The 18,416-nt window shown below is 33.5% G+C and carries 19 protein-coding genes and 1 riboswitch; of the genes, 13 read left to right on the top strand and 6 right to left on the bottom strand.

Annotation, left to right across the window (positions count from 1 at the left end; all coding sequences use genetic code 11):
* Window positions 1-29 precede the first annotated feature (29 nt).
* A complete protein-coding gene (locus COE53_RS07585) occupies window positions 30-293 on the top strand; it encodes a DUF2573 family protein (RefSeq protein WP_069034854.1) in 264 nt (87 codons plus the stop codon).
* 188 nt (window positions 294-481) lie between these two features.
* A complete protein-coding gene (locus COE53_RS07580; protein WP_069034853.1) occupies window positions 482-1,399 on the top strand; it encodes a proline dehydrogenase family protein in 918 nt (305 codons plus the stop codon).
* Window positions 1,400-1,571: 172 nt separating this feature from the next.
* Here COE53_RS07580 and COE53_RS07575 read toward each other — a convergent pair whose 3' ends face one another.
* On the bottom strand, window positions 1,572-1,712 hold the full coding sequence (locus COE53_RS07575; RefSeq protein WP_091023494.1) for a YuzL family protein: 141 nt from the start codon (window positions 1,710-1,712) through the stop codon (window positions 1,572-1,574).
* A gap of 249 nt (window positions 1,713-1,961) precedes the next feature.
* Here COE53_RS07575 and COE53_RS07570 point away from each other — a divergent pair, with 249 nt between their 5' ends.
* The 11 genes from COE53_RS07570 (at window position 1,962) to metQ (ending at window position 12,818) form a co-directional block, all read left to right on the top strand.
* On the top strand, window positions 1,962-4,343 hold the full coding sequence (locus COE53_RS07570; RefSeq protein ID WP_098947660.1) for a 3-hydroxyacyl-CoA dehydrogenase/enoyl-CoA hydratase family protein: 2,382 nt from the start codon (window positions 1,962-1,964) through the stop codon (window positions 4,341-4,343).
* A 21-nt stretch (window positions 4,344-4,364) separates the two neighbouring features.
* Window positions 4,365-5,540 (top strand): acetyl-CoA C-acetyltransferase, encoded by a 1,176-nt coding sequence (locus COE53_RS07565; RefSeq protein ID WP_098947641.1) that lies wholly within the window; start codon window positions 4,365-4,367, stop codon window positions 5,538-5,540.
* A 70-nt stretch (window positions 5,541-5,610) separates the two neighbouring features.
* Window positions 5,611-7,395 (top strand): acyl-CoA dehydrogenase family protein, encoded by a 1,785-nt coding sequence (locus COE53_RS07560; protein ID WP_069034850.1) that lies wholly within the window; start codon window positions 5,611-5,613, stop codon window positions 7,393-7,395.
* A 323-nt stretch (window positions 7,396-7,718) separates the two neighbouring features.
* Window positions 7,719-8,075 carry an arsenate reductase family protein gene (locus COE53_RS07555; RefSeq protein ID WP_091023496.1) on the top strand — a complete coding sequence of 119 codons (357 nt, stop codon included), beginning with the start codon at window positions 7,719-7,721 and terminating at the stop codon, window positions 8,073-8,075.
* Between the two features lie 45 nt (window positions 8,076-8,120).
* Window positions 8,121-8,504 carry a glycine cleavage system protein GcvH gene (gene gcvH / locus COE53_RS07550; RefSeq protein ID WP_069034848.1) on the top strand — a complete coding sequence of 128 codons (384 nt, stop codon included), beginning with the start codon at window positions 8,121-8,123 and terminating at the stop codon, window positions 8,502-8,504.
* A gap of 214 nt (window positions 8,505-8,718) precedes the next feature.
* Complete coding sequence (locus COE53_RS07545) at window positions 8,719-9,069, top strand: ribonuclease M5 (protein WP_091023583.1); 351 nt, start codon at window positions 8,719-8,721, stop codon at window positions 9,067-9,069.
* A gap of 15 nt (window positions 9,070-9,084) precedes the next feature.
* Window positions 9,085-9,408: a thioredoxin family protein gene (locus COE53_RS07540; protein WP_098947639.1), complete on the top strand. Its 324-nt coding sequence runs from the start codon at window positions 9,085-9,087 to the stop codon at window positions 9,406-9,408.
* A 202-nt stretch (window positions 9,409-9,610) separates the two neighbouring features.
* Window positions 9,611-9,973 (top strand): hypothetical protein, encoded by a 363-nt coding sequence (locus tag COE53_RS07535; protein WP_091023499.1) that lies wholly within the window; start codon window positions 9,611-9,613, stop codon window positions 9,971-9,973.
* A gap of 77 nt (window positions 9,974-10,050) precedes the next feature.
* Window positions 10,051-10,161, top strand: a riboswitch (SAM riboswitch).
* A gap of 139 nt (window positions 10,162-10,300) precedes the next feature.
* Entirely contained in the window at window positions 10,301-11,305 is a 1,005-nt protein-coding gene (locus COE53_RS07530; RefSeq protein ID WP_069034844.1) for a methionine ABC transporter ATP-binding protein, read from the top strand.
* A 1-nt stretch (window position 11,306) separates the two neighbouring features.
* Window positions 11,307-11,975, top strand: a complete 669-nt coding sequence (locus COE53_RS07525) for a methionine ABC transporter permease (RefSeq protein WP_091023502.1) — start codon at window positions 11,307-11,309, stop codon at window positions 11,973-11,975.
* Window positions 11,976-11,996: 21 nt separating this feature from the next.
* Window positions 11,997-12,818 (top strand): methionine ABC transporter substrate-binding lipoprotein MetQ, encoded by an 822-nt coding sequence (metQ, locus tag COE53_RS07520; protein ID WP_069034842.1) that lies wholly within the window; start codon window positions 11,997-11,999, stop codon window positions 12,816-12,818.
* An 86-nt stretch (window positions 12,819-12,904) separates the two neighbouring features.
* On the opposite strand, the gene COE53_RS07515 is transcribed toward metQ, so the two are convergent.
* From COE53_RS07515 to dltA, 5 genes are all read right to left on the bottom strand, one after another.
* Window positions 12,905-13,876 (bottom strand): 2-hydroxyacid dehydrogenase family protein, encoded by a 972-nt coding sequence (locus COE53_RS07515; RefSeq protein ID WP_098947636.1) that lies wholly within the window; start codon window positions 13,874-13,876, stop codon window positions 12,905-12,907.
* Between the two features lie 398 nt (window positions 13,877-14,274).
* Window positions 14,275-15,492, bottom strand: a complete 1,218-nt coding sequence (gene dltD / locus COE53_RS07510) for a D-alanyl-lipoteichoic acid biosynthesis protein DltD (protein ID WP_098947634.1) — start codon at window positions 15,490-15,492, stop codon at window positions 14,275-14,277.
* A complete protein-coding gene (gene dltC / locus COE53_RS07505; protein WP_069034839.1) occupies window positions 15,489-15,728 on the bottom strand; it encodes a D-alanine--poly(phosphoribitol) ligase subunit 2 in 240 nt (79 codons plus the stop codon). Before dltC ends, dltD begins: the two co-directional genes overlap by 4 nt.
* Window positions 15,729-15,743: 15 nt before the next feature.
* Window positions 15,744-16,895 (bottom strand): D-alanyl-lipoteichoic acid biosynthesis protein DltB, encoded by a 1,152-nt coding sequence (gene dltB / locus COE53_RS07500; RefSeq protein ID WP_091023510.1) that lies wholly within the window; start codon window positions 16,893-16,895, stop codon window positions 15,744-15,746.
* Window positions 16,892-18,406 (bottom strand): D-alanine--poly(phosphoribitol) ligase subunit DltA, encoded by a 1,515-nt coding sequence (dltA, locus tag COE53_RS07495; RefSeq protein ID WP_098947632.1) that lies wholly within the window; start codon window positions 18,404-18,406, stop codon window positions 16,892-16,894. Before dltA ends, dltB begins: the two co-directional genes overlap by 4 nt.
* Window positions 18,407-18,416 lie beyond the last annotated feature (10 nt).

Here is an 18,416-nt window from a genome sequence, read left to right as displayed (position 1 = left end):
TTAATAATTATATGGAGAGGTGATTTCGTTTGGAAAATGAATTTGAAGCAAAATTTGATGCGTTACTAAAAAAATATACGGAATTGTTATTAGGAGATTGGTCTGAGGAAAAACAAGCAAAAGTGGAAAAGTGGGTTATGTATACATACATATCAAAATCAATGCCCGCATTAGTAAAACATTGGAACGAAACATATCCTCAAGCAAAAGATGAGGTTGTTAATTTAATTAAAGAGATTAAAACGTTAAATGACCAGCATAGAGAAGCTATGGCTAACAAAAATAAGCAATAATATTTATCCATAATTTTCAAAGATGACGGCATATATAAATTATGATAATATAATATTAAGTAAGGGCATACATTTTTCAATAAACAAAATTCGACAAATTATTAAATAATTGTTTTAACAAATTTCAATAGATGATACATTAGTAATATATATAGAGAAAAGTAAAGTTTAATTTTGGGGGTAGAGTAATGGAACAAGTTATGAAGAATGCTTTTTTATTTATGTCTAAAAATAAGTTTTTGACTAAAATGGCTAAAAAATATGGCCTAAGATTTGGTGCAGGACGTTTTGTTGCAGGCGAAACAATCGATTTAGCTACAAAAGTTATTCAGGACTTAAATAAAAAGAATTTAAAAGTAACAATTGATTATCTTGGGGAATTCGTTGACACGGTTGAAGAAGCAAATGAAATGGCTGATCACTGTATCGAAGCGATTGAAGCGATTGGAAAAGAAAAATTAAATTCACAATGTTCTCTAAAAATGACTTCTATGGGTCTTGATATTTCTGACGAGTTAGTTTTATCAAACATGCGTCGTATTTTAGAGGCAGCTAAAAAGAATGGTGTATTCGTTACAATTGATATGGAAGATTTCACTCGTTGTGAAAAAACAATTCGTATCTTTAAGCAATTAAGATCTGAGTACGATAATATCGGAACAGTTATCCAAGCTTATTTATACAGAACTGAAAACGATATTACAGATTTAAACAGCTTAAAACCAAATTTACGTTTAGTAAAAGGTGCTTATAAAGAGCCTGCTGAAGTAGCATTCCCAGAGAAAAAAGATGTGGATGAAAACTTCAAAAAAATCATTAAAATGCACTTATTAAACGGCAACTTTACTGCAATCGCTTCACATGATGAAGCAATGATTGAGTATACAAAACAATTAGTAAAAGAACATAATATTCCAAACGATCAATTTGAGTTCCAAATGTTATACGGAATTCGTACAGAGCGTCAATTAGAGCTTGTTAAAGAAGGCTATAATATGCGAGTTTATGTTCCTTATGGTACTGACTGGTACGGATACTTCATGCGTCGTCTTGCAGAACGTCCTGCAAACGTTGCGTTCGTATTAAAAGGTATGTTTAGTAAATAATTTTAAAATTAAAGGCTAACTAAAAAGGATTGAGTGAGGATCCTTTTTAGTCAGCCTTTTTCTCTTTATACAGGATTTTTGTGATAAGTAGTTATTAGTAAAACAACATTATTCTTATAATTGCTTTAGACACGAGGTCCTAGTTTTAATATTAAACTTGAGTGAAAAAAGCTTACTGACCCATATTTTTTTTACCGTACTGCTGATTGTTACTTTGTCTACCTTTTTCTTCTTTTTGATCTCCATGACTTGCATTACCTTGAACACTTGCTGCACTAACTCCACCCTTTGATGGATTTCTTTCACGTTTCATATCTTATCACCTCCATTTCTTAGACTAACCTATTTAAATAAACTTATTAGTAAAAAATGGAGTGTGATAAAAAAAGCAGAGGAAGGATTTTACATCATAAATAAAATTTTATTAATTTGAACTTTTTGTTTATTGCGAAAAATAAGAATTTATCATATAGTGGAAGAAGAGGGCTCATTGATAATGGATTGTTTTATCCAGAAAGTGAATGAGTATTCATTCAAGATATGAGGAGGAGAAATGCATATGATCCAAAAAATTAAAAAAGCCGCTGTACTCGGCTCTGGTGTGATGGGATCTGGTATCGCTGCACACTTGGCAAACATAGGTATTCCAACATTACTACTTGATATTGTCCCAAGAGAACTATCTAAGGAAGATGCTGCAAAAGGTCTTTCTACTGACTCCAAAGAATTTCGTAATCGATTTAGTCAAACGGCTATTCAGAAATTATTGAAACAAAAGCCAGCTCCTCTTGCATCTAAGAAAAACTTAACGTTAATTCAAGCAGGTAACTTTGAAGATGACATGAGTCGTTTAAGCGAAGTTGACTGGATTATTGAAGTAGTTGTTGAAAATTTAGCCATTAAAAAACAAGTATTAGCTAGTGTTGATGCATACCGCAAACCAGGCTCAATCGTGAGCTCAAATACATCAGGTATTTCAATTGAAGCAATGTCTGAAGATTGTTCAGATGACTTCAAGAAACATTTCTTAGGCACTCACTTTTTTAACCCACCACGTTATTTGAAATTATTAGAAGTTATTCCTACTAAACATACATCTGAAGAAGTACTTACATTTATGAAAAGTTTTGGAGAAGACGTTTTAGGTAAAGGCGTTGTATTAGCAAAAGATACTCCAAACTTTATTGGAAACCGTATCGGAACTTACGGATTACTTGTAACTGTACAAGAAATGCTAAAAGGCGGATACAGTGTTGGAGAAGTTGATTCAATTACTGGTCCAATGATTGGGCGTCCTTCTAGTGCTACATTCCGTACATTGGACGTAGTTGGACTAGATACATTTATCCATGTTGCAAACAATGTTTATGAGCTAGTAGAAGGCGAAGAGAAAGAAGTTTTTAAAGTTCCAGAATTTATGAAAGAAATGGCTAATCGTAATTGGCTTGGAAGTAAGTCTGGGCAAGGATTTTTCTTAAAGCAAGGTAGAGAAATCTTAGAATTAGATCCAAGCACATTTGAATATGGAGAAAGAAAAAGCTTGAAAACAGCTTCAACTGAAAGCATCAAGCAAATTAAAGGTTTAGCGAATAAGTTGAAAGCGCTTGTATACGCTGATGATCGTGCTGGTAATTTCTTATGGAGCATTATTAGCCCGGTATTAGTCTATTCAGCTGAATTGTCTGGTGAAATTTCTGATAACATCGTCGGAATTGATCAAGCAATGAAGTGGGGATTTGGCTGGGATTTAGGACCATTTGAAATCTGGGATGCAATTGGTGTGTCTAAATCAGTCGTACGAATGGAAAGCGAAGGCTTAACTGTACCGAACTGGGTTAAGAATATGATCGATAGTGGTAACGAAACATTTTATAAAAACGACAATGGAGTGACTAGCTTCTATCATAATGGCCAATTTGAAGAGCTAGTAAGAAATGATAAAGAAGTTAAATTAAGTGTTTTAAAAGAACAAGGTCGAATTATTAAACAAAATTCAGGTGCGAGTTTAATTGACCTTGGAGATGGAGTTGCATGTTTAGAATTCCATACAAAGAGCAATGCAATTGGCATGGATATTACGCAAATGGTTAACTTCGCAGTTGATGAAGTTTCAAAAAATTATAAAGGCTTAGTTATTGGTAATCAAGCTAAGAACTTCTGCGTCGGTGCTAATTTAGCAATGATTTTAATGGAGGCGCAAGATGACAACTATTTTGAAATTGAAATGGTTGTTAAAGGATTCCAACAAGCAATGATGAAAATTAAGTACTCAGATAAACCGGTAGTTGTAGCTCCTTACGGTATGACACTGGGCGGCGGTGCTGAAATTTGTTTACCAGCTGCTAGCGTAGTTGCATCTTCTGAAACTTATATGGGCTTAGTTGAAGTTGGCGTAGGCTTAATCCCAGGTGGGGGCGGTAGTAAAGAGCTTTATATTAAACAATTAAAACAGTTCCCAGAAGGTGTTGAGTTTGACTTGCAAAGTCTTGCAAATCGAGTATTTGAAACTGTTGCAATGGCAAAAGTATCGACTTCTGCTCAAGAAGCATTTGAAAATGGATTCTTAAATCATGATGATCGCAAAGTATTTAATGCAGATCACTTAATTTATGAAGCAAAACAACGAGTACTTGAGTTATATGAAGCAGGTTATAGCGCGCCAATTCGTGAGAAAGTACCAGTAGTTGGTGAGTCTGGTTATGCAACATTATTAGCTGGTGCAAACTCAATGTACTATTCTGGCTATATTAGTGAACATGATTTAACAATTGCTAAGAAACTAGCGTATGTCATTGCAGGTGGAAAAGTGCCATTTGGAACGTTAGTAGACGAAGAGTATTTATTAAATATTGAACGTGAAGCATTTTTAAGTTTAATTTCAGAAATGAAATCTCAAGCTCGTATGCAACACATGCTTGTAAAAGGAAAACCGTTACGTAATTAATCGAAAGATGGAGGGAAGAACATGAGAGAAGCTGTTATTGTAGCGGGTGCGAGAACACCTGTAGGTAAGGCGAAAAAAGGATCACTAGCAACAGTACGTCCGGATGATTTAGGGGCATTAGTTGTAAAAGAAACATTAAAGCGTGCGGGAAATTATGATGGTCCAATCGATGATATCATTTTTGGTTGCTCATCGCCGGAAGCCGAGCAAGGATTTAATATGGCGCGTAATATTGGAGCACTAGCTGGATTACCGCATTCAGTTCCAGGAATTACAGTGAACCGTTATTGTTCTTCAGGTCTACAAAGTATTGCTTATGCAAGTGAACGAATTATGCTAGGTCATTCTGAAGCTATAATTGCAGGCGGAGCAGAATCAATGAGTTTACTTCCAATGGGAGGGCATGTTGCTCGTTTAAATAGTAGATTAGTAGAAAATGCACCAGAGTATTATATGGGTATGGGGCATACTGCTGAGCAAGTTGCCAATCGCTACGGTATTTCAAGAGAAGATCAAGATGCTTTTGCGGTACGTAGTCATCTGCGCGCAGCAGCGGCTATTAAAGAAGGGCGTTTTGTAGACGAAATCGTTCCAGTTGATGTAACGCTACGTTCGGTTAACTCAAACAATAAATTAGAAGAGAAGAATTTTACTTTCTCTCAAGATGAGGGTGTTCGTGAAGGAACCTCTTCTGAAGTATTAGCTAAATTAAGACCAGCATTTAATGTGAGAGGTTCTGTAACTGCTGGAAACTCTTCACAAACAAGTGATGGGGCAGCAGCAGTATTAGTAATGGATCGTGAAAAAGCAGAAGCTGAAGGACTAAGTCCGTTATTAAAATTCCGTTCTTTTGCAGTAGCTGGAGTAGCTCCTGAAGTGATGGGAATTGGACCAGTTGAAGCAATTCCAAAAGCTCTTAAATTAGCAGGATTAAGTTTATCTGACATTGGAATTTTTGAATTAAATGAAGCCTTCGCTTCTCAATCAATTCAAATTATTCGTCACTTAGGTCTTGATGAAGACCGAGTAAATGTAAATGGTGGAGCGATAGCATTAGGGCATCCACTTGGCTGTACTGGCACTAAATTAACTTTATCTCTATTACATGAGATGAAGCGACGTGGAGAGCAGTTTGGTATCGTAACGATGTGTGTTGGTGGCGGAATGGGTGCTGCCGGAGTATTTGAATTAGTTTAATAGATGTACGGAAATAGATTGTTAGTATCATGTCTTCAAACTAGTAAATAGAAAATAGGAGGAATTATTGATGGAAAAAACAATCGGTAACTTACTTAAAGGCGGAAGCTTTTTAACAACAGAAGTGACTTTTGATAAAGTTTTTACACCAGAGGATTTTACGGATGAGCATAAATTAATTGCAAAAACAACTGAAGATTTTGTAATTAATGAAGTTTTACCTGAATTAGAATATTTAGAGCAACACGAATTTGATCGCACTGTAAGATTATTAAAACAAGCTGGTGAGCTAGGATTATTAGCTGCAGATGTTCCAGAAGAGTATGGTGGAATCGCATTAGATAAAATTAGCTCAGCATTAATTACAGAAAAAATTGCACGTGGTGGTGGATTCTCACTTTCTCAAGGAGCGCACGTAGGGATCGGTACACTTCCGATCGTATTATTTGGAAATCATGATCAAAAGCAACGTTATTTACCTGGATTAGCATCAGGTGAGAAATTTGCAGCTTATGCATTAACTGAGCCAGGATCAGGATCAGATGCATTAGGAGCAAAAACTGTCGCTAAATTAAATGCTGAAGGAACTCACTACATTTTAAACGGTGAAAAACAATGGATTACAAACTCTGCTTTTGCAGATGTATTTGTTGTCTATGCAAAAATTGATGGAGAGCACTTCTCAGCATTTATCGTTGAGAGAGATTATGAAGGTGTTTCGACTGGTCCAGAAGAAAAGAAAATGGGAATTAAATCATCTTCAACTCGTACATTGATTTTAGAAGATGTGAAAGTTCCTGTAGAAAACCTTTTAGGTGATATTGGAAAAGGTCATGTTATTGCATTTAATATTTTAAATATTGGTCGCTATAAATTAGCAGTAGGTACAGTTGGTGGCTCAAAACGTGCATTAGAATTATCAGCAACGTATGCTAACCAACGCCAACAATTCAAAACACCAATTGCTAAATTTAGTTTAATTCAAGAAAAATTAGCAAGTATGGCTACCAAAATTTATGCAAGTGAAAGTTCAGCATATCGTACTGTAGGACTTTTTGAGGATCGCTTCAGTCAATTAACTGAAGAGCAAGCAAAAGATCCAAAAGCAGTAGCAGCTGCTGTAGCAGAGTATGCAATTGAATGTTCACTAAATAAATTCTTCTGTTCTGAAGTATTAGACTATGTAGCTGATGAAGGTGTACAAATCCATGGCGGATATGGTTTCATGGCTGAATATGAAATTGAGCGTATTTACCGTGATTCTCGTATTAACCGAATCTTTGAAGGAACAAATGAAATTAACCGTTTAATCGTACCAAGCACTTACCTACGAAAAGCAATGAGCGGAGAACTACCATTACTTCAACAAGCACAACAAATTCAAGAAGAACTAATGATGTTAATGCCTGAAGAAGTTGGAGACGCTCCTCTAGAGCAAGAAAAATATTTAGTTCGAAATGCGAAAAAAATCGCAATCATGATTGCTGGATTAGCCGTTCAAAAATTCGGTAAAGCATTAAGTAATGAACAAGAGATTCTAGTCAATATTGCAGATATCGTAAGCAATATTTACGCGATGGAATCTACAGTTCTACGTACTGAAAAAGCGATCAATAAAGTAGGCTTAGCAAAATCAAACCAAAAATTACTTTATACTCAAGTATTCTGCCAAGAAGCATTTAATGAAATCGAAGCTCATGCGAAGGAAACACTTGTTGCTGTTGAGACTGGTGATACATTAAGAATGATGACTTCAGCACTTCGTAAGTTTACACGTCATACGCCAATTAATGTAATTGCGAAGAAGCGTGAAATTGCAGCTAATGTATTAGCTGATGAGCGTTATACTGTTTAATCTAAAAAAACTGCCGATCTGTTGATTGGCAGTTTTTTCTTAATTCATTCGATAGATAGGATATTTTTCCCATGAGTTGTGCCATACTAGTATATGTTGAATAATATTTAACTATATTGGGGGAAATCAAGGAATTACTTAGTATTTTTTAAAAAAGTAAATTTTTTGTTGAAATACACCGAAAAACACGAACGTTCTACTGGTTTAGTACTACTAATATTGCTATAATGGGTTGGACGACAAATTATTACAGAATTTTCGAACGGAACTATTTAAACTAACTTATTCCCTGTGATAAAATAGATTTTGGGAGGAGTTGCTAAATGAGTATCATTTTTTATACATATCCAAAATGTGGAACTTGTCGAAAAGCTGCTTCATGGCTTAAAGAGCATAATATTCCAGTAGAAGCAGTTGATATTACATTAAATCCACCTTCAAAGGAATTACTTGCTGATATTTTTAAAGCAAGTGGAATTTCAATAAATAAATTATTTAATACAAGTGGCGTTAAATATCGCGAGCTTGGATTGAAGGATGTTATTCCAACAAAAACAGAGGACGAGCTTTTAGAACTATTAAGTACAGATGGTAAACTAATTAAAAGACCTCTACTTTTTAATGGAGATCAAGCGACAGTTGGTTTTAATGAGGAAGTATTTGAAAAGGTTTGGTTATAAAATAACTATATAATTTAAGGTAATTAATCAGAGGAGGATTTCACAATGTCAATTCCAAATGAACTACGTTATTCAGAAGAACATGAGTGGGTAAAAGTTGAAGGTAATAAATACTATATCGGTATTACTCATTTTGCTCAATCAGAGCTTGGAGATATCGTATTTGTTGAGCTACCAGAAGTAGGCGATGAACTTACTATTAATGAGCCATTCGGTAGTGTTGAATCTGTAAAAACAGTATCTGAACTATATGCTCCAATCAGTGGTAAAGTAATTGAAGTAAACTCTGATCTAGATGAAAATCCTGAATTCGTAAACGAATCTCCATACGAAAAAGCATGGATGGTAGTTGTTGAAGCAACAAATGCTTCAGAGCTTGATGAGTTAATGACTGCTGGTCAATACGAAGAAATGATTAATCAAGATTAATTATCTAATTAAGCGTCCTTTTTGGGCGCTTTTTTATTTTATGTGTATAATAAAAGTAATAAAGCTTAACTTATTTACATAAAACATAATTTAAAGGGACATTTTCATTTAGGGAAAAAAAGGAAACAAGAAAGGCAAAATCGAATATACTATATACAAAAGATTTTTAGTCAAAAGTTTTTGAGTCTTATACATTAGGTGATGCCCAGTGAATATTGAAGATCAAAGAAAAGTTATCATTGTCGAAGGTACTACTGATAAGAGGAAAATACAGACAATCATAAAGGAGCCTGTAGATATTATCTGTACGAATGGTACAGTTGGTACTTCAAAGCTAGATGAGCTTGCTGAAATGTTAGATTTAAGAGAAATTTATGTATTAGTCGATGCAGATGAGGCTGGTGAAAAACTTAGAAGATTGTTAAAAAGAGAATTTCCACAGGCAGAGCATCTGTACATTGATAGAAGTTATCGAGAAGTGGCAACAGCTCCGAGTCAACATTTAGCTAGTGTATTATTAGGAGCGGATATTTCGGTATTTACAGATTATTTACGTACAAATTAAAGAGGAATTAAGATCATGCAGCAATGGACAAAGAATGAAATAATGCAAAGAGTTCAATCAAAAGAGACTACAGTTATTTATATCTATACCGCAATGTGTGGTACATGCCAAGTAGCTTCTAAAATGCTAGAAATTGTAAATGAGATTCTGCCAAACTTACCAATAAGTAAGGTGAATATTAATGAAATAGTGGAAGAAGCTCAAAGTTGGAAGGTTGAAAGTGTACCTTGTTTACTTATTTTTGAGAATGGGGAAATGAGACAAAAAATCTACGCTTTCCAATCGGTACCATATTTACATGAATTGTTAAAAAAATATAATTTATATATTAAACGATGAGTGCATTCAGTATGTTGCACTCTTTTTATATGTCTTAAAATATTTCCTGATTTTAGACATATTTCTCGGGAAATGAGTTGAATGCTGTAGAAATAAAATTAAAATATAGATTTTTATCAAGGTAAATGTCGAGCGAAATATAAAGAATACACCTCTTATCTATGAGAAAATAAGATAAAGAATCCAAGAAGAGGTGTTTATTATGGAAATCAAGGAGTGGATTGGACTAGCTAGAAACTTATTTATAAAAAAAGAATATTTACAAATCATTTTGCCAATCGAAGAAAGGATTGTAGAATTTAACTGTCTAAATGAAAAAGTTTTTATAAAGTTAAGTAAAAAGGCTCCTTTTATCGAGGTAATTGATCGTTCGATTCCGCAACTTAGAGTTAATTTTTCAAAAGATGGATGGGAATATCTATATTCAGGTTCGCAAAGGTTAGGACTTTTATTAAAACTGAATGATGCTTCTTTTGAAGGGAATTATCGATTATTACTACTAATGGAAACGATTTTTCAATATACGAGCGTTGAAAACGAAAAAAAACTTTTAGAAAATTGTTGACAACTACTGTCTAACTTTGTAGAATTGGACTTACGTTAAAGAAATTACGTTAAACAACTTAATAGATCGTAAGTTAGCTCTTATCGAGAGAGGTGGAGGGACTGTGCCCTGTGAAACCCAGCAACCGTCAATGATCGTCATTGAAATGGTGCTAATTCCTGCAAAGCATATGCTTTGAGAGATGAGAGAAAGGAATACTTTTTGTATGTTAAACCTTTCTGCTCATGTGAGTTGAAAGGTTTTTTTGTTTTATCCGACTAAAAAAGTACTTACTTACAAAAAATTGAAAGATAAGTTGTTAGAATGTTTTGAAAGGAGATCAAGTGTATGATTCAAATAAATAATGTAAGCAAAACTTACAAAGGTAAAAAAGGCACAGTTACCGCAGTACAAAATGTTTCTTTAAATATTGAAGCAGGTGAAATTTTTGGCATGATCGGATATAGCGGCGCAGGGAAAAGTACGTTATTACGTATGCTAAATGGACTTGAGTCCCCTACATCAGGTGAAGTAATTATTAATGGTCAATCGATCTCTAAATGCTCATCTAGTCAATTAAGAAAAGCAAGACAAAAAATAGGAATGATTTTTCAGCATTTTAATTTATTGTGGTCGAGAACTGTATTAGAAAATATACTTTTCCCACTTGAAATTGCTAAAGTTTCAAAAAAGGAAAGCATTAATCGTGCGAAAGAATTAATCAAACTTGTAGGTCTTGAAGGAAGAGAAAATGCTTATCCTTCTGAACTTAGTGGAGGTCAAAAGCAACGTGTTGGAATTGCAAGAGCACTTGCTAATAACCCTGATGTTCTTTTATGTGATGAAGCGACATCTGCATTAGATCCAGAAACAACAGATTCAATATTATCTTTATTGACAAATATTAATAAACAGCTTGGTATTACAATTATCCTGATTACTCATGAAATGCATGTTATTCAAAAGATTTGCCAACGAGTAGCTGTAATGGAAAACGGAAATGTAGTGGAAGAAGGCCATGTTGTTGATGTATTTACTCGTCCTAAACAAGCAATTACAAAGAAATTTGTGACGCAAATCAAAGGTAATGATGAAGGTGAAGTAATTTCTCAAGGTGATGGGAAGGATAATACTTACAAGCTAACCTTTAAAAATGGTCAAGCAGATCAACCACATATTTCTGAAGTAGTTAAGCACTTTGATATTGAGATTAACATTTTGCAAGGAAAAATTGTTCAAACTGCTGAAGGCTCTTATGGGACAATGAAGATTCAACTTGTTGGAGACATAAATAACATCAAAGAGGCAATCACTTATTTAGAATCAAAACAAGTTGAAGTGGAGGTAGCATAAGATGACACAACTTTTTCCGAATGTTGATTGGGATGCAATGCTTTTAGCTTCTCAAGAAACATTATTCATGACAGTAATAGCTGCGCTTGCAACGTTCATTTTTGGACTAATAATAGGTTTATTCTTATTTTTAACTAGTAAAGATCAGTTACTTGAAAATAAATTTTTTAATACTATCCTAGCAGCGTTTGTAAATATTTTTCGTTCAATACCCTTTATCATTTTAATTATTTTATTAATTCCATTTACGATCTTTATTCTTGGCTCTATGCTTGGAGCAAAAGCAGCATTACCTGCACTCATAATTGGTGCTGCACCATTCTATGCAAGGATGGTCGAAATCGGCTTACGAGAAATTGATAAAGGTGTAATCGAAGCTGCAAGAGCAATGGGAGCTAGTACCTTTACAATCATCTTGAAAGTATTAATTCCAGAAGCATTACCAGCAATAATTTCAGGTTTAACTGTTACTACAATCGCAATTGTTGGTTATACAGCTATGGCTGGTGTAGTAGGTGGTGGCGGACTTGGTAACTTAGCATTTATGGAAGGATACCAACGTTCTAATAACCAAGTAACGCTTGTTGCGACAGTAATTATTTTATTAATCGTATTCATTCTTCAATTTATTGGAGATTTAGTAACAACAAAAATAGATAAAAGAGCTTAACATATAAGGGAGGAACTAACAGTGAAATTCAAAAAAATCGCAAGTTTATTAGGAGCAGGTGTTTTAGCATTATCTTTAGCAGCATGTAATAAAGGTGGAGAAGATAAAAATAAAGAATTAGTTGTTGGTGCATCAAATGTACCGCACGCAGTTATTTTAGAACAAGCTAAACCGCTTCTTAAAAAAGAGGGGATTAACTTAAAGATTGTTAAATTCCAAGATTATGTTCTACCAAATAAAGCATTAGCTTCAAAAGAATTAGATGCAAACTATTTCCAACACATTCCATATTTAGAGTCTCAAATGAAAGAAAATGGTTATAAATTTGAAAACGCTGGTGGGATCCACATTGAGCCAATCGGAGTTTACTCTAAAAAATATAAGAGCTTAGATGATCTACCAGATGGAGCTAAAATTATCATGAGTAGTTCAGTAGCTGACCATGGTCGTATGTTAAGCTTATTACAACACGAAGGTTTAATTAAACTTAAAGCTGGAATTGATCCAACTACAGCTCAAATTAAAGACATTGCTGAGAATCCAAAACACTTAAAATTCCAAGCTGATGTAGACGCTGGAATGCTTCCAAAAGTTTACCAAAACAATGAAGGCGATGCAGTTTTAATTAACACAAACTACGCGATTGATGCTGGGTTAAACCCAATGAAAGATGCTATTGCATTAGAAGGTAAAGAATCTCCATATGTAAACATTATTGCTGTTCGTAAAGGTGATAAAGATAAAAAAGAAATTAAAGAGCTTGTAAAAGTATTACACTCTAAAGAAATTCAAGATTTCATCATTAAAAAATATAAAGGTGCTGTAGTACCTGTAAGTCAATAATCACATAAGAGAGGGTGTCTCATAAGTTTTGAGACACCCTTTTTTTTATGTTTGTTTATTAAACTGACATTTCCTTGCGCGTTTTATCAACTTTTTACAAAAACTTGATTTACAGATGAGATTGGTGGGCGTTCAGCCATAACCTCAATAATATTTTTAGCTGCTATTTCAGACATAGCTTCACGAGTTTCAAATGTTGCATTTCCAATATGAGGTGTTAATACAACATTTGTAAGTGATTTTAGTTCTTCTGTTATTTTAGGTTCGAATTCAAATACATCTAGAGCTGCACCAGCAATAACACCGTCCTTTAATGCGTCTACTAATTCCTGTTCGTTGGCTAAAGGACCTCTAGCTGCATTGATAAAAAACGCAGTGTCTTTCATTTTGTAAAACTCTTCTTTTCCAAATAAATGGTGTAGCTCAGGTTTGTAAGGACAATGAAGGGTAATATAGTCAGAAGTCTGTAATAATTCCTCCAGTGATACGTAAGTGGCATTTAAGTCTTGTTCAAGCTCTTTGCTTAATCTTCTTGGTTGATGATAAATAATCTTCATATTAAACGCCCTAGCTCGCTTAGCTACTGCTTGTCCGATATTTCCAAAACCAAAAATACCTAAAGTTTTTCCTGTTACTTCTGTTCCTCTAAAGAATAATGGAGCCCATCCTTCAAAACCTTTTGTACGGCAAAGTTCGTCTCCTTCGACTATTCTTCTGGAAATAGCTAAGAGAATTCCTAAAGTTAGCTCAGCAGTTGCGTCTGTTGAAACAAGTGGAGTGTTTGTAACGTGAATCCCCTTACTAGTTGCATAATCTACATCGATATTATTAAATCCTGCTCCGTAATTAGCAATAATTTTTACATTTGTAGCAGCATCAATTACTCTTTTTGTGATTGGAGTGGATAGTAAGCTTAAAATTGCATCTACCCCACCAACAAGTTCACACAATTCATCTTCTGTAATTAATTGCTCATTTTCATAAACAATAACATGATGATCTTTTAATAATTCCTCAGCCTTTTCTGGGATTTTTCCCGCTACCAAAATATGTGCCAAATTAGAAACCTTCTTTCAACAGTTTAATAATTAATGTTAACGTTTTTATTATAAATGAAGTTTCAAGTTTATGTTTTAATTTAGTATTTGGCAGTTTAAAGAATATATTAATTTTTCGAGTGTTCATCAACTACTTAATTCTTACTGATTAATAGGAAGTATTCTTAGAGATAAAAAAGCAGACATTTGTCTGCTTTTTCAGAGTGTTGAAATATAAAATGGTCATTAGGGAAAATGGGATATGCGGGAAGCCTGANNCGAGGAGGCTAAAGAATCTCGCCCCATGGAAAGCGAGCATTCTGTAATGGAAATCAACCTCACTATACCCTTTTACGAAAATTTGGTAATTTAAGATGTTTTTCAACAGCGTAAAAAAAGCAGACATTTGTCTGCTTTTTTCATTGATATCTATGATTTAAACTTGCGGTAGGGGGAGTGTGATTTACTGAATAAAACTTATTTAAAGATTGATCTACATATACCCAGCCCTTCCAGCCTAAGTGGATTGTATCTTTTAGGAAAAACTCATCGTATTCATGTGAAGAAAAATCAGCTACTTGGAAGCCAGCATCTTCAATTTGTTTTTTTACTTTTTTGTAATATACTTCTCTACCTTCTTTAGGGAATCCAGCGTAATCATACCATGGTCCATTTACTGGAACGGAAATAAACAACGCTTTTGTGTGCTCTTTTTTTAGTAATGCTAATACCATTTGAAGGTCATCATATTCTGGCGATACACCATAGTTACTATTTCGTTTATAATTTTTTAAAGCTGGAAGACGTTTTTGAATGTGTTTTATATAGTATTTATTAATTATACCGAAATGGTTAGTAGTTGATTCTCGTTTGCCAATTTTATCGGCAACTTGAGCTACTCGATCCCAGGATAAATCTTCATATTTTGATTTTTTTAATCGGAAGTTTTTATCTGGATCCATTATAACGGTCTCGAAAAGATCTTTCTTTTCGAGAATTTTTAAATATGTGTAAGCTAACGGTTTTTCAGCCATTGCCTTGAACTTAACTTTTTTGTTATTTGATATAAAAGCATTTAATTGGGTTACTAATAAAGAGTCTTTTTTGATAATTGATAGCGTTAAAAGTCTCTTTGCAATTTGTCTCTTTACTGAAATATCAATTGTATTATTAAAAACGAATGAATAAGTTTGAAGCGCAGAATAATTAGGTGAAAAATGAGTATCGTCAATGCCATGTGGAATAAACCACTGTGGAGATAAAACAAATACAATTTTTCTATTTTTTATTCCATCACCTAAAGATGCTAAGTCTAGAAAATGAACGAGACTTTGTGATCCCCCTCGACCAATTAGATAGGGAGTAAATTCATCTTTTTCTCCCATAAAAAATCTAGAAGGATGGAAGGGGTCTCTTCTAGCAAGTTCTGAAGACCCAAAAATAGGTAAGAATTTTGGGTCTTTTAACATTTTACTTTGAAGTAATGTCCCTTGAAATGTTTCAGGATTTAAAGACGCTGCAGTATTATTTAATCGTTCTTTTGTAATAAATAGTTCATAAAAAGAATTTGGAAGATATAAAGCTAGTAAAAAAATGGAAATAGCTGTTATCATCCCCAAAAATTGAACTTTTTTCATTTTCTAGCCTCTAAAATCGAAATGATTTTATTTGGTGTTGCCCACTCCTCACGATCGAAGTCAGAAATCGTTACGTTGATACCGATTTGTTCTTCGATTTCAACTAATAAGCTAACTGTACCAAATGAATCTAATAATCCTTCTTCAAAAATCAGAATATCTGGATTTTCAATCACTTCATCTGTATTACATAAATCTGCTAAAAGTTTTAAAACCTCTGCTCTTAAATTTTCCATTATACTCATTCTCCTTTAGTTAACTAGATGTCCTGAAAATATTAAAAATCCGAAACAAATAAAATGGAATGTAATAATAACCGCTAATACATGTGTTAGTTTATTATTTTTCCAAATCTTTTTTTTCTTATTGAATTGTTCAAACCAATCAAAACTACACATCAATAAAGCTTGGTATAAACCATATAATAGGTAATTTATTTGGATCCCGTGCCAAGCACCCATTAGTAAAAATAAAGTAGTGTAACTGATATAAGATATATTTCTTCTATTTTTTATCACTTTTTTCTTAGTCAGTAAGAATACCATTCTCATATATACATAGTCACGAAACCAAAATGATAAGCTCATATGCCAGCGATTCCAAAAGTCCTTTATATTTCGACTAATGAATGGCATATTAAAGTTTTCAGGTGTTTTAATACCTACTAAATAACTAACGCCGATTGCAAATGCGCTATAACCTGCAAAATCAAAGAATAAGTACAGACTATATGCATACATATACGTTAGATTTGAGACGAAAGTATGCCCTACAACAAGCTGTGTTTCAAGTATATGAACGTTAATTAAATAACCAATTATATATTTATAGAGAAAACCAATAAAAATTTTATGAACACCAATTTGAAAATACTCCTGGTATTCACTAGCCGTTAGCTTTTTTTGACTATCCTGTTGAAATCTCCTAAAACGATCAATTGGTCCAGAAGAGATCGTTGGAAAAAATAATAAAAACTTAAGGAAATCAACAATGCTTATTTCTTTTATACTGTGGTCGCGAATTTCAATAATGACTTGTGTTGCTTTAAATGTTAAATACGAAATTCCTAAAAAGCCTACAAGGGTAGTACTTTCAAATATCGGTGAAACCTTTACAATTATTAAAGGTAAAATTGATAGAAAAACACTTAAGTAATAAACAGTTGAATGGTTCGCATTCTTCCGATAAACACTGTAACCTTTTATTAAAATAACTACCCAAATTATAAAAGCAACTAGGTAGTAGGTTTGTATTTTAGAAGAGGAAAAGATTAATAATAAAAACACAAAAGAAAGAAATGTTGTGTAGGTAGTTAATCTTTTTCCTAAAAACCCTAATACTACTGCTGGGATTAATAAAACAATTAAAATACCGAAGAACGTAAAACTACCGTATGGGATCATTGATCAGCATGCTCCAATAATTTTTTTCGATCAACTTTACCGTTCGTTGTCATTGGTAAACTTTGTAAAAAACTAAATTTTCTTGGAATCATATAAGTCGGCATATATTTATTTAGTTCTTGTTTTAAAAAACGTGTTAAGTGATATTCCTTTTCGAAATCGTGTTCTTTAACGACTACTAAGCAATGTAAATCTATACACTTACCATCCTTCATCTCCGGTAATATAACTGCAGAATGAACTAATGGTAATCTTCTAATGTTATTTTCAATGTCCTCAATTTCAATCCGATAACCGTGTAGTTTTACTTGGAAATCGATCCTACCTTTATAGAACAATAGTCCTTGATCAAAGTAACCAGAATCACCCGTTTTATAGGCGCGCATGTCATTTATTTGATAGTAGGCTGCATCAGTTTTTAACTGATTATTAAGATAACCTTTACTAACGCTTGGACCAGCTATAATAATTTCCCCTGTTTCACCATCTGGAAGTGGGTTTCCCAATTCATCCATAATGTAAATGATTGTATCGTCTTTCGGAGTTCCAATCGGTAATGGGGAATATTGGTTTATGATTTCTTCGGTAATCTGAACGAATGTTACAGCAACTGTTGCTTCTGTTGGACCGTAAGTATTATAGATCTCTGCTTTAGGAAATCTAGATAAAAGCTGTTTAGCACTATTATTCGATAGTACTTCACCACAGAAAAGGAAAGTCTTTAAGCTTGGTAGTAAGGATTCGCTGAAATTTGGATTCATCATACACATCTCTATAAATGATGGTGTAGAAGTCCAAACCTCAATATCACTTTCCATTAAATAATCGAATAATACTTTTGGTCGCTCAACCAAAGATTTTTCAACAGCAATGAGTGTGCCACCCGACAATAAAGATGGATATAAATCCATTACTGATAAATCAAAAGAGAAAGGTGCTTGATTTAAAAATCGTTGTCCATTGTGTATATTAAAATCCTTCAATATCCAATCGGTAAAACTACGTAAGTTTTTTTCACTAATTTGCACACCTTTTGGATCTCCAGTACTGCCGGAAGTATAGATAATATAAAATGTATCATCGTCTTTAACATTAAAATCAGTTAAAGAATTGACTAGATCAGTAGAATCAATTATCTCCTGTAGTTCTCCAAAATTTATGATTTTAATGGATTCAAACTCTAAAGTAATATCTTTTGGTGTAATTAATAAAGTTGCTCCAGAATTAGTAATCATTTTTTTGAGCCTTTCAAAAGGAATAGACTCATCAACGGGAATATATGCACAACCTGCTTTTACACTTCCTAAGAAAATGGAAATCATTTCCTTCTGCATGTGCCCATACACAATAATAGGCTTATTCGTAAAATTATTTTTAATCATCCAGCTAGCAATCGCATCTGATTGTTGCTTTAAAGTTTTATATGTTAAAGAGTAATCACTATTTTGAAATGCGATCGTGTTTGGGGTGTTAATTGCCCAATAATCTATTTGTTCAATAATTGATTTCATCAGCTCACGT

The organism is Bacillus sp. AFS029533 (genome assembly GCF_002585125.1).
Classification (GTDB): Bacteria; Bacillota; Bacilli; order Bacillales; family Bacillaceae_G; genus Gottfriedia; species Gottfriedia luciferensis_B.
Note: the sequence above shows the minus strand (reverse complement) of the source record. Positions and strands in the feature narration are given on the sequence as shown.

Coding starts and splice junctions, on each gene's coding strand:
- dltA (WP_098947632.1), bottom strand. CDS start 18,406: ATGAAATCAATTATTGAACAAATAGATTATTGGGCAATTAACACCCCA.
- COE53_RS07575 (WP_091023494.1), bottom strand. CDS start 1,712: ATGAAACGTGAAAGAAATCCATCAAAGGGTGGAGTTAGTGCAGCAAGT.
- COE53_RS07530 (WP_069034844.1), top strand. CDS start 10,301: ATGATTCAAATAAATAATGTAAGCAAAACTTACAAAGGTAAAAAAGGC.
- COE53_RS07560 (WP_069034850.1), top strand. CDS start 5,611: ATGGAAAAAACAATCGGTAACTTACTTAAAGGCGGAAGCTTTTTAACA.
- COE53_RS07565 (WP_098947641.1), top strand. CDS start 4,365: ATGAGAGAAGCTGTTATTGTAGCGGGTGCGAGAACACCTGTAGGTAAG.
- COE53_RS07535 (WP_091023499.1), top strand. CDS start 9,611: ATGGAAATCAAGGAGTGGATTGGACTAGCTAGAAACTTATTTATAAAA.
- COE53_RS07555 (WP_091023496.1), top strand. CDS start 7,719: ATGAGTATCATTTTTTATACATATCCAAAATGTGGAACTTGTCGAAAA.
- COE53_RS07540 (WP_098947639.1), top strand. CDS start 9,085: ATGCAGCAATGGACAAAGAATGAAATAATGCAAAGAGTTCAATCAAAA.
- dltB (WP_091023510.1), bottom strand. CDS start 16,895: ATGATCCCATACGGTAGTTTTACGTTCTTCGGTATTTTAATTGTTTTA.
- gcvH (WP_069034848.1), top strand. CDS start 8,121: ATGTCAATTCCAAATGAACTACGTTATTCAGAAGAACATGAGTGGGTA.
- dltC (WP_069034839.1), bottom strand. CDS start 15,728: ATGGAAAATTTAAGAGCAGAGGTTTTAAAACTTTTAGCAGATTTATGT.
- dltD (WP_098947634.1), bottom strand. CDS start 15,492: ATGAAAAAAGTTCAATTTTTGGGGATGATAACAGCTATTTCCATTTTT.
- COE53_RS07525 (WP_091023502.1), top strand. CDS start 11,307: ATGACACAACTTTTTCCGAATGTTGATTGGGATGCAATGCTTTTAGCT.
- COE53_RS07580 (WP_069034853.1), top strand. CDS start 482: ATGGAACAAGTTATGAAGAATGCTTTTTTATTTATGTCTAAAAATAAG.